Origin of the sequence: Pseudomonas laurentiana, assembly GCF_014648275.1 — a bacterium.
GTDB classification, from domain to species: domain Bacteria; phylum Pseudomonadota; class Gammaproteobacteria; order Pseudomonadales; family Pseudomonadaceae; genus Aquipseudomonas; species Aquipseudomonas laurentiana.
This window is the reverse complement of the sequence record NZ_BMQU01000009.1, coordinates 64,493-78,855: the sequence shown is the minus strand read 5'-3', so window position 1 is coordinate 78,855 and position 14,363 is coordinate 64,493. Positions and strand designations below refer to the sequence as shown.

At 59.8% G+C, this 14,363-nt stretch carries 10 protein-coding genes; 2 read left to right on the top strand and 8 right to left on the bottom strand.

What is annotated here, in order from left to right; translation table 11 throughout:
* Positions 1–37 precede the first annotated feature (37 nt).
* The 8 genes from IE038_RS11275 to puuE form a co-directional block, all read right to left on the bottom strand.
* Positions 38–823, bottom strand: coding sequence for an outer membrane protein OmpK (locus IE038_RS11275; protein ID WP_189395642.1), 786 nt, complete (start codon positions 821–823; stop codon positions 38–40).
* Positions 824–1,329: 506 nt separating this feature from the next.
* Entirely contained in the window at positions 1,330–2,115 is a 786-nt protein-coding gene (locus IE038_RS11270; protein WP_163935677.1) for an outer membrane protein OmpK, read from the bottom strand.
* 127 nt (positions 2,116–2,242) lie between these two features.
* Complete coding sequence (locus IE038_RS11265; protein ID WP_189395641.1) at positions 2,243–3,598, bottom strand: nucleobase:cation symporter-2 family protein; 1,356 nt, start codon at positions 3,596–3,598, stop codon at positions 2,243–2,245.
* Positions 3,599–3,686: 88 nt separating this feature from the next.
* The gene (locus IE038_RS11260) at positions 3,687–5,015 is read right to left on the bottom strand and encodes a urate hydroxylase PuuD (protein WP_189395640.1); all 1,329 of its coding nucleotides are present in this window, start codon (positions 5,013–5,015) and stop codon (positions 3,687–3,689) included.
* Between the two features lie 47 nt (positions 5,016–5,062).
* The gene (locus IE038_RS11255; protein WP_163935680.1) at positions 5,063–5,566 is read right to left on the bottom strand and encodes an ureidoglycolate lyase; all 504 of its coding nucleotides are present in this window, start codon (positions 5,564–5,566) and stop codon (positions 5,063–5,065) included.
* 95 nt (positions 5,567–5,661) lie between these two features.
* Entirely contained in the window at positions 5,662–6,657 is a 996-nt protein-coding gene (alc, locus tag IE038_RS11250) for an allantoicase (protein ID WP_189395639.1), read from the bottom strand.
* 90 nt (positions 6,658–6,747) lie between these two features.
* Positions 6,748–7,263: a 2-oxo-4-hydroxy-4-carboxy-5-ureidoimidazoline decarboxylase gene (gene uraD / locus IE038_RS11245; RefSeq protein ID WP_163938822.1), complete on the bottom strand. Its 516-nt coding sequence runs from the start codon at positions 7,261–7,263 to the stop codon at positions 6,748–6,750.
* On the bottom strand, positions 7,263–8,189 hold the full coding sequence (gene puuE, locus IE038_RS11240) for an allantoinase PuuE (RefSeq protein ID WP_163938823.1): 927 nt from the start codon (positions 8,187–8,189) through the stop codon (positions 7,263–7,265). The genes uraD and puuE overlap by 1 nt, the downstream gene beginning before the upstream one ends.
* A 386-nt stretch (positions 8,190–8,575) precedes the next feature.
* On the opposite strand from puuE, the gene uraH reads away from it, so the two are divergent.
* Entirely contained in the window at positions 8,576–8,929 is a 354-nt protein-coding gene (gene uraH, locus IE038_RS11235; protein ID WP_163938825.1) for a hydroxyisourate hydrolase, read from the top strand.
* 172 nt (positions 8,930–9,101) lie between these two features.
* Positions 9,102–14,327, top strand: a complete 5,226-nt coding sequence (locus IE038_RS11230) for a DUF6543 domain-containing protein (RefSeq protein ID WP_189395638.1) — start codon at positions 9,102–9,104, stop codon at positions 14,325–14,327.
* The last annotated feature ends 36 nt before the right edge of the window (positions 14,328–14,363 follow it).

Genomic DNA, 14,363 nt, shown 5'->3' with positions numbered 1-14,363 from the left:
GTAAACCGACGTGGCCCTGGCAGTCATACGCAACCGATCAGAAGTGCACTTTGACCAGCAGGCTGGTGGTGTTCTGGTTGGTGTCGAAGGCCGGGGTGTCTTCGATACCGTACTTGTCTTTCCAGTAGTCGTATTCGACACCCACGTACAACTGTTTCTCACCCAGGCTCAAGGCTTTGCCCAGGTCGTACTTGATCTGTGGGTTGAAGTGCAGGTTGGCGTGGTAGGTGCCATGGTTGCGGGTTTCGTCGTTGTCGACGACCCAGTCCATGTAGCCGTCGATCAGAACGTCGGATTTGCCCATTGGGATGGTGTAGGACCATACCGGGGTGATCTGCCAGACCTTATCGCCTGCACGGCTGCCTTCGGTGTTGCGCTGGTAGAAGTTCAACTGGAAGTAGTCGAAGCCTGGAATCGCCAGGTCGAAGCCCGGGCCGATCAGGTACGACTCGTTGTCACCTTCGCCAAACTCGTAGGTCATGGCCAGCAACACGTCTTTCACCGGGCCGAACTCAAGCTTCTGATCGAAGATCTTGCCGAACGACAGGCGAGGGGTGAATTCGCCGTAGTAGGTGTTAGGGCCGGCGTTCGAGTCCTTCTTGCCGTTGTAGAAGATCTTGTCGATGAACAGGAAGTTGTCACCGTACTTCCAGGCGTCAGCGTGCTCGAAGGTGAAGGTCTGCTGGATTTCCGGATTAACGGTGAAATCCTTGCCGTACAGGTAGGTCAGGCTGTTGTTCTGCCATTGCAGCAGGTCGCCGGCCATGGCGCTGCTGGCGGCCAGCAGGCCGCTGGCGAGGATCAGGCTGTTACGGGTACGCATGGTGTGCTCCAAAGGTTGATTTCTCGTTGTTCTGTTGTCGGCATTCGTGAGTGATGCCGTTTGTTGACTTAATGGTCGGTTTTTCGGTTCGGCGCAGCGATACAGCAAGGGTTGCGCCAACCTTTGAGGTGGCGCGCAATCAGCCTGTTCGACCGTGCTGTGAACCGATGGAAAAGGGGCGCTTCAAGCGGGCAAGAGGTCTGTTGAGCGGCTGTATTGGTTGACGGATAGGTCAGCAAACCCGAGCGCATGCCGTCTTGCCCTGTATAAAAGGGCGCGCAGATTACTGGCTGGACGGACAGCTGTCCACGGTGAAGTGGTCGATGGGAGGCAGGAGGGCGGGGCGAGAGACGTCTTGATTGATGTCTTGATTGAGCGGTCAGCAATCGAGGGCAGGATGCGGCCTGCCCTCGATTGAAGGGCGCGCAGCATGGGGGCTGGCGCGCCGGTCCCTGAATGCCCCGTTCAGGAGCGCAAGGGTTTAATACTGTGCATGGGGTCAGCTTTTAGAAGTGCATTTTCACCAGGAAGCTGGTGACGCTCTCGTTGGTGTCAAAGCGCTGGGTGTCCTCGATGCCGTACTTGTCTTTCCAGTAGCTGTACTCCACGCCCACGTAAAGCTGCTTGGCGCCCAGGTTCAAGGCTTTGCCCAGGTCGTATTTGACCTGCGGGTTAAAGTGCAGGTTGGCATGGTAGGTGCCACGGCGAGTGCTGTCGTTGTCAACGACCCAGTCCATGTAGCCGTCGACGAGGATGTCGGACTTGCCTGCGGGGATGGTATAGGAGAACGTCGGTGTGATCTGCCATACGCGATCGCCTGGGCGGCTGCCCTCGGTGTTGCGCTGATAGAAGTTCAAGGTGAAGTAGTTGAAGCCGGGAACTGCCAGGTCAAAGCCCGGGCCGATCAGGTAGGCCTCGTTATCACCTTCGCCAGACTCGTAGGTCATGGCCAGCAACACGTCCTTGATGGGGCCGAACTCGAACTTGCGGTCGAAGATCTTGCCGAACGACAGGCGAGGGCTGAATTCGCCATAGTAGGTGTTGTTGCCTTTGTTACGGTCAGTGGCGCCGTTGTAGAAGATCTTGTCGACGAACAGGAAGTTGTCGCCGTATTTCCATTTGTCGGCGTGCTCGAAGGTTACGGTTTGCTGGATGGCGGGGTTGACGGTGAAGTCTTTGCCATACAGGTAACTGATGCTGTTGGTTTGCCAGAGCAGCATGTCTCCCGCTACTGCAGGCAAGGTTGCCAGCAGTCCGCCGCCCAGCAGGAGAGATGAGGTGATCCGTTTCATGGTGTGATTCCCGGCTGTTGTTATTGTTCGTTTGCGGTTTTTTCGGCGCAAAGCGCCCCGATCGACCCGTTCCTCGGGTCGACGGTCGTGCTCGTGGTGTGCCGGGCGGCGTGCGCCGCCCGAAGACTCAATGCTGGTGGGCGGTTTCGTTATGGGCTGCGCGTTCGACACCACCGAGGATGTTGAACAGCAGGTTCAGGATCAGCGCACTGACGGTGGCCATGGCGATTCCGCTGTGGGTGATGGGCTCCATCCAGTGCGGCATTTGCGCAAAGAACTCCGGACGGACCACCGGGATCAGGCCCATGCCGACGCTGACGGCCACCAGCAATTGATTGCGGCGGTCGCCGATATCCGCTTCCTGAAGAATCTTGATGCCGGTGGCGGCTACCATGCCGAACATGGCGATGGATGCACCGCCCAATACGGCTGGCGGAATCGAGGCGATCAGGAAGGCGGCTTTGGGCAGCAGGCTGAGCATGATCAGAAAGACGCCCGCAACGATGGTGACGTACCGGCAGCGCACACCGGTCATTTGCACCAGACCGATGTTCTGGGCAAACGAGGAGTGGGTGAAGGTGTTGAAGAAACCCGCGATGAAGGACGCACCGGCATCGCACAACAGGCCGCGACGGAGCATGCCAGGGGTGACTTCGCGGTCGGTGACCTTGCCCAGTGCGAGAAACATGCCGGTGGACTCAACGAAAATGATCACCACCACCAGACACATCGACAGGATTGGCGCCAGGCTGAATGTCGGCATGCCAAAGTGCAGGGGCGTGACCACCTGCAGCCAAGGCGCTTCGTTCAGTCCGGAAAGATCGACCATGCCGATGGAACCGGCCAGGATGTAGCCGACGCCCATGCCGATCAGCACTGAGACATTGACCCAGAAACCACGCATGAAGCGGTTGATCAGCAGGATGATTGCCAGCACCAGGCTGGCAACCATCAGGTAGACAGGCGAACCGAAGGGCGCTGCACTGGCACCACCACCGGCCCAGTTCACTGCGACCGGGAACAGTGACAGGCCGATGGAGGTGATCACGGTACCGGTTACCAGTGGCGGGAAGAAACGCACCACCTTGGACATGAAGGGCGCGATCAGCAAGCCAAAGAAGCCGGCAGCGATGGTCGCACCGAATATCCCCTGCAAGCCTACACCCGGCATTCCGGCCATGGCGACCATGCTGCCGACGGCGGCGAAGCTGGCACCCATCATGACTGGCATGCGGATACCAACGGCACCAATGCCGAACGACTGAATGACGGTAGCGACACCGGCAACCAACAGATCGGCATTGATCAGAAAGGCGACTTCTTCACGGGACAGGCCGCAGGCCTGGCCAATGATCAGCGGCACCGCGATGGCGCCTCCATACATCAGTAATACGTGTTGCAGACCCACCAGGATGAGTTGCGGCAGTGGCAGTGGCTGTCGTGGGGGCGCAACGGGTATGGACGCCTTGCGTGACTTTGACATGCAACACCTCGGTTTTGTTTTTATTGTTCATTGTTCTATTGCGCCAGGCGGGGCGCCAGTGGGCGGCTCTGGCGAGCCGCCCGGTACATCAGTTGGTTGGAGCGCCTTTGGCGATCCAGGCGCCGATCAGTTCACGTTCTTGCTGGGTCATCTGAGTGATGTTGCCCAACGGCATGATCTGGCTGGCAACGGCCTGGGCCTGGATACGTGGTGCCAGTTGCTGGATTTGTTGCGGGGTGTCGAACATGACACCGGCAGGTGCGGTGCTGAACAGTGGGCTGCTCGGCTTGGCCGAGTGACACACGGCGCAGCGTTCCTGGATGACATTGTGGATCTTGTCGAAGTTCGCGGTGTCGGTCGACGCCGTGGCAGGCTTGGCCTCTTCCTCGGCTTTAGCGGGAGCTGGAGCCGGTGCGGCTGCCTGTTGGGCCGCTTTCTCGGCAGCGGTCTTGCCACCCAGTGCGGTTTCCGGCAGTGGTTGGTACTCGATTTTCGCAGCCGCCTGCTCAGGCGCTTTTGGCATCGGCGAAGGGCCGGTGACATAGGCCAGGCAGATCATTGCCAGGGCGCCGACAGGCAGGGTCCAGGCGAACTTGTTGCTCTCGTGACGGGTGTTGAAGTAGTGACGTACCAACACGGCTGCCACCGCGATACCGGCCAGGATCAACCAGTTGTACTGGCTGCCGTAGGTGCTCGGGAAGTGGTTGCTGATCATGATGAACAGCACCGGCAGGGTGAAGTAGTTGTTGTGACGCGAGCGCAACAGACCCTTGGCCGGCAGCACTGGATCGGGCGTACGGTTCTGCTCGATGGCCGCGACCAGTGCACGCTGGGCCGGCATGATGATGCGGAACACGTTACCGACCATGATGGTGCCGATGATCGCACCGGTGTGCAGATACGCTCCACGACCGCTGAACACCTGGCTGAAACCGAAGCAGGCCGCGATGATCAGTACGAACAGCACCAGGCCCAGCAGGGCAGGGCGTTTGCCCAGCGGCGAGTCGCAGAGGAAGTCGTAGATGAACCAGCTGGCGATCAACGAGCCGATACCAATGGCAACGCCTTCTGCGCCACTCAGGCCGCTGCCCGGTGCCAGCAGATAAAGCGTCGGGTTGGAGTAGAACACCACGCACAGCAAGGCAACGCCCGACAGCCAGGTGAAATACGCTTCCCATTTGAACCAGTGCAGGTTCTCCGGCATTTTTGGCGGAGCCAGCTTGTATTTTTCCAGGTGGTAGATACCACCGCCGTGGATGGCCCAAAGGTCACCCGACAGGCCCTCGCGCGGGTTGGCGCGGTTCAGGTTGTTTTCCAGCCAGACGAAGTAGAACGATGCACCGATCCAGGCGATACCGGTGATCATGTGAACCCAGCGCACGCTCAGGTTTAGCCACTCGAACAGATGTGCTTCCACAGTATGTACCTCTTTCCGATCACCGATTTCCGATGATCAGTCTTCTCTTATTGGTGGGGGTTGAGGATCAGCAGCTCATCCTCATTGAAGAAATGTTCGTCGCAGTTGTTGCCGGAACCACTGCGATCAACCACCAGGAAGTCATCCCGCTTTTCGATCGTCAGCACCGGGTGGTGCCAGACGCCGCGATGGTAATTAATGCCCTGCCTGCCATTACTGACAAAGGCACGGACCAAGCCTGATACAGGTGCATCGCCAATGGGCGCGACCACGATCAGAAAGGGATTGCCGAGCAGCGGAATAAACGCTTGGCTGCCCAGCGGATGGCGCTCCAGCATGCGGACGGTCAGGGGCATGTCCAGCGCATCGGCGCGGAAGATGCTGATGATCGCCTTGTCGTCGGGCTGCGCGGTTTCTACCGTGGCCAGACGATGGAAGCGCATGGTCGAGCCGTTGTTGATCATGAAGTGGTCGCTGCCATCGGTTTCGATTACGTCACCGAAGGGGGCGAAGGCTTCTTTGGTCAAAGGCTCAATCACTAAAGTGCGCATGCGGATCTGTCTCTAATTCTATGTTGTTGGGGCTGTCGCTCTCGCCCATGACGCCGGCTTCAGGGGCCGGCGTCATGGGTGATCAGGGGCAGGTCTTACTTCGCGACTTTGCCCAGTACGCGCAGACGGCTGATACCACCATCCGGGAACACGTTGATACGGATGTGGGTGATCGGGCCCAGGTCATTGATCTGTTCCTGGAAGCTGTGCTCGGCGTGCATTTGCAGCTTCTGGCTTGGCAGCAGTTCGCGCCAGAACAGGCTCTGGGTTTCGATCTGGCTGTCGGTGCCGCCCTTGACGAATGCTCCCTGGATCGAGCAGCTGTCGGGGTAGTTGCCTTTGAAGTGCAGGGTGTCGACGACGACCTGCTCGACCACGCCAGCATGGCCCAGGGCAACGATGACCCAGTCATTGCCAGGGGTACGGCGGCGGGCCGTTTCCCAGCCGTCACCCATGTTGATGCCACGGCCCGGGTTGAGGATGTTGCTCATGCGGCCGAAGTGCTCGTCGGAGCAGGCCAGGGCACGACCACCGTTCAACGCTGCTGCCAGGTCGACCTGCTCGTTGTCGCCTACGGCCGACCAGTCACGGAATGGCACACCGTACACACGCAGACGGGCAACACCGCCGTCCGGGTAGATGTTGAAGCGCAGGTGGCTGAAGGCCTGGTCGTTGTTGATTTCGTGGTAGTGATGGCTGTTGCCTTGCAGTTCGACGGCAGACAGCACTTCAACCCACTGGGTTTGCTCGGTCGGGTCGCCTTCAGCGACGAAGCAGCCTTCCAGGGACGCCGACGGCGGGAAGTTGCCGGTGAAGAACGAGGTGTCGATGTCCACGCCCTTGATGGTGCCAGCAACGCCCAGGCGAATCACCGCGCTGTCGAAGCCTTCGAAACGCTTGCGGCGCGTTTCCCAGCCATCCATCCACTTGCCGTTGTCGTCGAACACACCCTCCTTCCACACGGCCGGAGTCGGCTGGAACAGGCGCTCGGCAGCGGCGAACCACTCATCGGTGACCGAAACGATCTTGGTGCCCAGGCGCGCATCGGCCAGGTTGACGAACTTCTCGAAGGGTACGGCGTATGCTTTCATTTTTTCTTGTCTGCCTTGAATAGGTGGCTGGGGATGCTTGCAAGGCCCTGGGTACGCCCGGCGTTCATGGGGGCACTCGGGCCATGCTCACTAAAGCTGCAGTAATCGGAACAGGGCGATCAGGTTGATCTGTGCCAGCGCTTCCTTGAACTCGGCCTCGACCGAGTTATGGATGCGCGTTTCGAACGCGGCGAGGATCTGATGCCGGTTGCTGCCTTTTACCGCCATGATGAAGGGAAACTTGAACTTGGCTTTGTAGGCGTCGTTCAGCTCGGTGAAGCGTTGGAACTCTTCGGCCGTGCATTGGTGAATACCGGCGCCAGCCTGTTCGTGAGTGCTGGCTTCGGTCAGTTGGCCCTGGACGGCAGCTTTGCCGGCCAGGTCCGGGTGGGCGTTGACCAGTGCCAGTTGGCTGGCAGGGTCGGCGCTCAACAGGATATCGCTCATGCGTTGGTGCAGGTTTTCGATCTGGTCCAGCTCGTGGAGCTGACCCAGGTCGAACGCCTTTTCTGCAACCCAGGGCGAGTGTTCGTAGATGTCGGCGAAGGCCTTGACGAACGCGGTGCGGTCGAGGGTCGAGGGCTTCAGCGTCTTGAAGTCGGTCATTATGCGTTCTCGGCGTTGAAAGGGTGGGTGGCATGCCAGTGGCGGGCGATGTCCACGCGCCGGGCGAACCAGACCTGCTCATGGCTTTGTGCGTAGTCGATGAAGCGCTTGAGCGCTGCCAGCCGTGCAGGGCGGCCGACCAGGCGGCAGTGCAAGCCGATGGAGAGCATCTTCGGCGCCTCGGCACCTTCGGCATACAGCACGTCGAAAGCGTCCTTGAGGTACTGGAAGAACTGCTCGCCGCAGTTGAAGCCCTGCACCTGGGTGAAGCGCATGTCGTTGGTGTCCAGGGTGTAGGGGATCACCAGGTGTGGCTTGCCAGTCGGGTTGTTGGCTTCCCAATAGGGCAGGTCGTCGTCATAGGTATCGCTGTCGTAGAGGAATCCTCCTTCCTCCATCACCAGGCGGCGGGTGTTTGGCCCGGTACGGCCGGTGTACCAGCCCAATGGGCGTTCGCCCGTCAATTCGGTGAGGATGCGGATGGCTTCGAGCATGTGCTCGCGCTCCTGGGCCTCGTCCATGTACTGGTAGTCGATCCAGCGGTAGCCGTGGCTGCAGATCTCATGGCCGGCTTCGACCATGGTACGGATCACGTCCGGGTGGCGCTGTGCAGCCATTGCCACGGCAAAGACGGTCAGCGGAACCCCAGTGTCCTTGAACAGCTTGAGCAGGCGCCATACACCGGCACGGCTGCCATACTCGTAGAGCGATTCCATGCTCATGTTACGTGCGCCCTGCAGTGGCTGGGCAGCGACCATTTCGGAGAGAAACGCTTCAGACTCTTTATCGCCGTGGAGAATGTTGCGTTCGCCGCCTTCTTCGTAATTGAGCACGAAAGACAAAGCGATGCGGGCATTCCCCGGCCAGCGCGGATGGGGTGGAGTATTGCCGTAACCGATCAGGTCGCGAGGATAATCAGCGCTCACTGCAGTCTTCCTTCTTGTACGTGAAAACGGGAGTAGGGTGGCCTGTGTGCGGTATTGGCCACACTGATGGGGTGATTGTATACAACTTTATTGTCACTTTGTAAGCCTGTTTTTTCGCATTTCTTTCCTGACCCACCACCCCATGCCTCTGCAATAAATCTGCCGGACTGGTCAGATAATGATGTGATCGCTCTTGGTCTGCTTGGGTTTGCGACTGATGGCCTGTTTATGGGCTGCTGGCGCTACGCTAACAAAGAAGTCGGAATTATTGTGTACAATTTTTCAGAAAAATGTCTTAATAATCCAACAGCCGTACGCTGCCGTGCTCATGTTCGGTGCGATACGGGTACTTTTTGCCCATGGATCAAGAAGAGGCGAGCAACCTTATGGGACGTTTGACCACGCATGTACTGGACGCCGCGCATGGCTGCCCTGGCAGCTCGATCAAGGTCGAGCTGTATCGTGTCGAAGGTGAGCAGCTAGCGCTGGTGACCACAACCCTGACCAACAGTGATGGCCGTTGCGACGCACCGTTGCTGCAAGGCGACGATTACCGCAGCGGTGTCTACCAACTGCAGTTCAGCGCCGGCGACTACTACCGTGCACGCGGTGTAAAGCTGCCTGAGCCGGCGTTCCTGGATGTGGTCGTTTTGCGTTTTGGTATCAGTGCCGAGCAGGATCACTACCACGTTCCGCTGCTGATTTCGCCTTACAGCTACTCGACCTACCGCGGAAGCTAGTAGGTCACTGGATAGAATCTTCGTAGGTCCTTGCCCGCTCACACTGCGGGCTTTTTTTTGTTTGCAGGGCTAGCACTATTTATCTCATGGGGCATGGTCGCCTGGTTTGAAATGTCGACAGCGTAGCTTGCACAGGGTGTGCGAGCGCCTTTCGATAGCAGGAACACAGACCATGGATGTAGCGACTCCCCCTCATTTACTGGGCCGCGATGAAACGTTGGCGGATCTGGAAAAGGCTGCGGCGCGCTGGGTGCTGCAGTGCAACGGGCTGCCAGGTATTGAGCCACTGATTGCAAAAGCGTTTGATGATGAACTCAAGCGCCAGTACCCCCAGTTGGAACTGGACGCGCGGCAAGCGTGCGTGAAAACCTTTACCGTCACGAGCACTCCAGAGCAGTACGCCTTGCAGACGAGCACTACACTCGCGCAGGTGATGCGTGAGTGCCTGGTGGGCGCTGCGACGGCATATGACGAGGCGTTGTCAGGGATTTACCTCGATGGCAGTCATGATGATCAGCCCGACACTCGGCGGGCACGTACCCGTGGGCTGGAAGCGGCCATCGATGCACTGAACCCTACGCTGGGTAATCTGTACCGGGATGCTGTCGTTGCCTACTGGAATACTTCGGTGGCTGACACTGGATCATGCGCGCAGCAGTTGGCCGATGCCTTGGCGCAGGCCTTGCAACTCGATGCGCAACGACGCTTGAGCGACGAAGAGCAGACCTTGCTGGCGAGTGCGCTGGCGACCTCGGCAGGCAGCAGCCGGGCCTGTTATGCCTATTCCCTGAACCTGCTGTTCGAAGAGGCAGAGGTCGTGCCCTTGGCGGGTGCGTTCGTGCTGCGTCGGCAAGCGGTTGTCGATGCGTCGAAGGCGGACGATGCCCCTACACTGCTTTACCTGCCAGGCGATGGGCTTTCCAGCCATGCTTCATTGGGCGAACTGTTCGACGCCCTGTTGCCGCGTCGAGAGCAATGGGCCGGGCTGTTGAGCATGCGCCATCAACGCGCCCTCGATGGCCAGCGGCGTATCGAATGGCAGTGCAGCGAAATCGTCGATCACTTGCTCAGTGACGTTGTGCAGGCCCAACTGAAATGTCAGCAGGCCGACATCATCGACATTCTGCAAAGCCGTCGCACGTCCTTCGCTTCTTATCGGATGCTGTTTGAAGCGCTGACCGAGGCCACCCAGCGGCTCATCGCTCACGGCCCGTCCGGCATGGCTGCGGTGTGGCGAGCGGAGCACGCGGCCTATGAGGCCTACCGGCAGTTACCCTATTGGCTGAAACTGTGCAGCGTCGACGAGCGGCAGCGCTATGTCGACAGGTTGCAGGCGTATCAGCAGGCGCAGGAGGACCTGCGTCAGGCGCTGGGCAAGGCCGAGTCGCCCGAGCAGTTCGCCCGTGCCAGTGTGGCGGTGAGCCTCAAGGGGGCACTGGGTGTGGACCTTGACCCCGATGAACTGTGGGTGACCACCGCGCGCAGTGTGCCGGTAACCCAGGAGGTCTACACACAGCAGGCGTCCCTGAGTAGCCTGGCCTTGTATGGGTTGCACCCAGGGGATGAAACCGAGGGCTCTGACTTCATCCAGCACAGCACGTTGCAGTATCAAGGTGTGCCTGTTGAGCAGGTGTTTGACCGGTTAACTCCCGCGGCGCTTGCCCGGGTGCTGGCACCCTTGCAACTGAGGACTTCATTTGCTCGGCAGTGGCGCGATGCGATCACGCCGGACGTTCTCCAGCTCATGCAGGCCGTGATGTCGCTACGGCTTCAGGCCACGCTCTGCGCTGCGCGTTTTCAGGGCATCCTGGCTGACGATCAGGTTCAGGCCGTTACGCTGCTGAACACGCCGTTTACTGAGCCGTCGACGCTTGTCGCAACGGCCTATTTGTTGAAAATTGATGGTGCCGAGCTGGCGGATGTCGTGGTCTTTCGCCTGACGCATGCCGAAGACGGTGCCGCTGGTTTGTTGCTCTACACCCCTGATATTCCAGGCCGCGAAGCTTGGCTGATGGTGCTGGATGAGCGCCGTTTGCTGCATGAAGTGGTGGGCTGGACTGCCGTGCCGGCGCTGCGCGACTACCTGTTGGCGCGAGCTCCGCAAGCCGCACGGCACACCCTGAGTCGGGTGTTGGAAGAATTGGCACAAAAACCTGCTCCAGAGGCTGGTTTTCTCGCACTCACACCACAGGAAGACTATCCACGTGCATTGCAGCGCCTGGTAGCGCTTGATATTGAGCGAACCCATGAGCGCTTTGAAGAGCATACACCCTCCTGGTATCGCAGTGCGTCACTGGCGGAGCGCCGGCAGTTGCACGCACTGGAGACCCAGGTGGCTGCAGCGTCGCAACGGTTTACCGAGCAACCCTCGATGCAGGTGCCGGATTTTGAGGACTTCGTCAAAGCGCGTGCCACGGAAAAAATCAACCAGTTGCTGGGAACGCCGCCGGGTACGGTTGATCCGGACACGATTATCATCACCACGCCGCGAGAGAAGGACACCTTCACCCGTTTGTTGCGCAATGGCTACGACGATTCGATCAGCTTGACCGAAGCCACGCTGGACACGTCAGCAACCTTTGAAGGGCCGGAGGGTGTCGACCTTTCATCCCTGAGCCCGGAGAGCGTCTCGGGTGCCATTCGTGGCCAGTGGGTGGCTGATCGCTATATCGAGAGGGTGCGCAATACGTTGTTGCACCCCGAGAGTGAAGGCTATGCCAGCCGCCGACAGGCCAGCGTCACGCTCACTCAGTTACAAATGTCGGTGGCAGCGTTGCGCAGCAAGCTGATGGGGCAAATCACCAGCGAGCAGTACGGCTGGTTGAGTCAGACCCTGGACTCTTTGCAGCATGAGGATGCCCCGACACGTCTGGCACACCCGGTGCATCTGCTGACCTTCAATCTTGAGGCGGTATTCAATACTGCCGAGTACCCTTGGTTGGCGTACTTGGGTCACCTGTCGTGGATGAACGAGCACTTGGGGGCGACGGAGACTGTCGAAGGCAATTTCGTCATGCTACCCCCGGCAAACGCGGGGCAGTCTGCCTTGCTGTACACACCCGATGCGCCGGATGGCCTGACGTTCCGAGCATTTCAGTCATTCCGGGCGTCCCTGGCCCATGCAGGCATGGCTGACTACTACAAGGATCGCATGCGCCTGCGTTTAGGTCGCTGGATGTCCTACAGGTTGCACGCGGTCAGGCAGGGGGCGGCTGCCGGGCCGGTGTTCTCCAACGAGCCGGTCATGAGCCTGCAAGACGCCGTTCACGACCAGCGTATTGAGCGCAAGATGACCCAGGTCGCGGATCTGGAGTTGGGTCGGGCGGACATGATCAGCCGTACTGCCTGGATCGGGGTCGAGTTGGTGGCTACGGCGGTCACACTGCCATTTCCGCCTGCCAGCTTCGCAGTGGGGGCGTTTTTCGCCATCAAAGAGTCGGCTGCGGCGATAAAGGCGCTTGCCGGCGGCGATCGCGCTCAGGCGGTACAGTACGCTCTGTTTTCGGCCTTCAATACCTTGGGGGCCCTGGGCGACCTGAAGCACGGGTTCAAGGGTCTGGGCAAGCTCTGGAAGATGCTGCCTCATGCGTCTGACGTCAGCACCACACGGATTGCCTTGGCGGGTAACGATGCGCTGCACGGTGTTGCACCGCCGTTGTCGAACAGGGTCATTGATCGCTCCCTTGCGCTCAAGGGTCGGCCGCAGGACCTGACCTTGCGCACGGAGGGCGATTTCAATGGCGTCTTTGAGGGAAGTGTCGGGCCAGACGGCTTCCCGCGCTACTACATTGCCGATACACGGGGCCGCTTTTATCAGGTTCGCTACAACGGGGGGGCGGCCCTTGAACCTTGGCGCATCGTTGAGCCGCGACGTCAGGGCTACGGCCCGCCCGTGCGGCGCAATGTGCTGGGGCATTGGGAGGTCTCGTTCGACGTGGGGTTGCGCGGCGGTGCACCGCAGACTCCGGCTGAAATTATCCAGCAAGGGTTACAGTCGGTGACGCGCGAAGACGTGATGACGCTGGCAAGCCAGCTTGGGCTTTCCTCGCAATGGGCGATGGAGGCGATACTCGCGGTGTTCCGACGCTTTACCCTGGATGAGGCTGCGCAGGTCTTGCAGCGTTTCAGTCTGCCGGCCAATGATCCGGATCTTGCGCGTTTGCTGGCTGAGCAGTTTGCTCGACAAAAGCGCTTTCCTGAGTGGGCCATGCAGTTCCTGCCAGGTCGCACACCGGACCCGGCCTGGAAGATGATTCAGCGCACGGAGCCTGGGCAGTCACAGGCAGCAGCCGAGGCGTTCCTGCGTCGTTTCAATTTCACCGAGGACGAGCGAGCCGCAAAGGAGTGGGCGCTTGCGTTGCACTTCGAGACCCGAGGCTACTTGCCATTCTGGAGCATCGAGCATCTGCCGCCATCGACAGGCGCGACAGTACCCGTCATTTCATCCCTTCACGGGCTTTCCAGGCATCAACGGATGTTCGAATGGCGCAGTTGGAGCACCCCTGTTGATGGCCCGCTGATTGAAACCGCCAGCAACTCGGGTGTTTTCGTGAGCGCTCAAAACACTGCGCGGCGTGTGATCCAGGTGGATAATGCGTACTACGAGGTGCTCGACGACGGGGTTGGGCTCGTGGCCGACTGTGCGGTACTCAAGCCGCCTCCGAGCCCGGACGGCGTTCCGCAGCGTTATCATCGGATGCAGCGCGTCAATGGCGTCTGGTCGCTTGGTTCAGGGCTTCGCGTTGATCACATGATCTACACCATCAAGCGTCGTTTCCCGCGATTGACCAATCAGAGCATCGAGCAGTTCTCTCAGCGCTTGATGGAGTCGGCCAGCATAAACGGCAAGGTGACCGCTGCCGGCGTCCTCAAGTTGGACCTGTTGTTGGGTGTGCTGGATAACCCGCTGACTAAAAATGGCGCGTCCGTCGTCGACCCGTTCGGGTGGCTGCGCGGTCGTTCGGAGGTGGCTGCGGGCGCAGGGTTCAGTTTGCACAGTGAAACGGCCCGGTTTACCGCGGTGGAGTTTGTGGTTTCCGAGGAGCAGTTCGCACGGGGCCCGCTGCATACGGTTGTCCGGCATGTGCTGACGGCAAACTATTACACGGTGAGCGAGGTCTTCAGTGACCTGGCCTTCGGGGTAGGGCAACTGCTGGTGCGTTGCAACGGCTCAGACCGGCTCTACCTGGTGATCGTCAGGCCAACGCACGCGTCGCATGTGTACCCGCTCTCGTCCAGCACGCTCAAACGACTGATGGCGTCGATGGATGCCGAGACGCGTCAGGCGCTGCGTCAGGCCAGGGCGGCGAAAGAACTGGTTGTGCTGATGGCGGGCAAGCGTGTCAGTGCCTCTGGCAGGGATGAAGGGCTGGTCTTTATCAGGCCGCAGTTCGCCTGAGGCTCTGCCCCGTTGCCGCCAGGCGGCAGCGGGGCA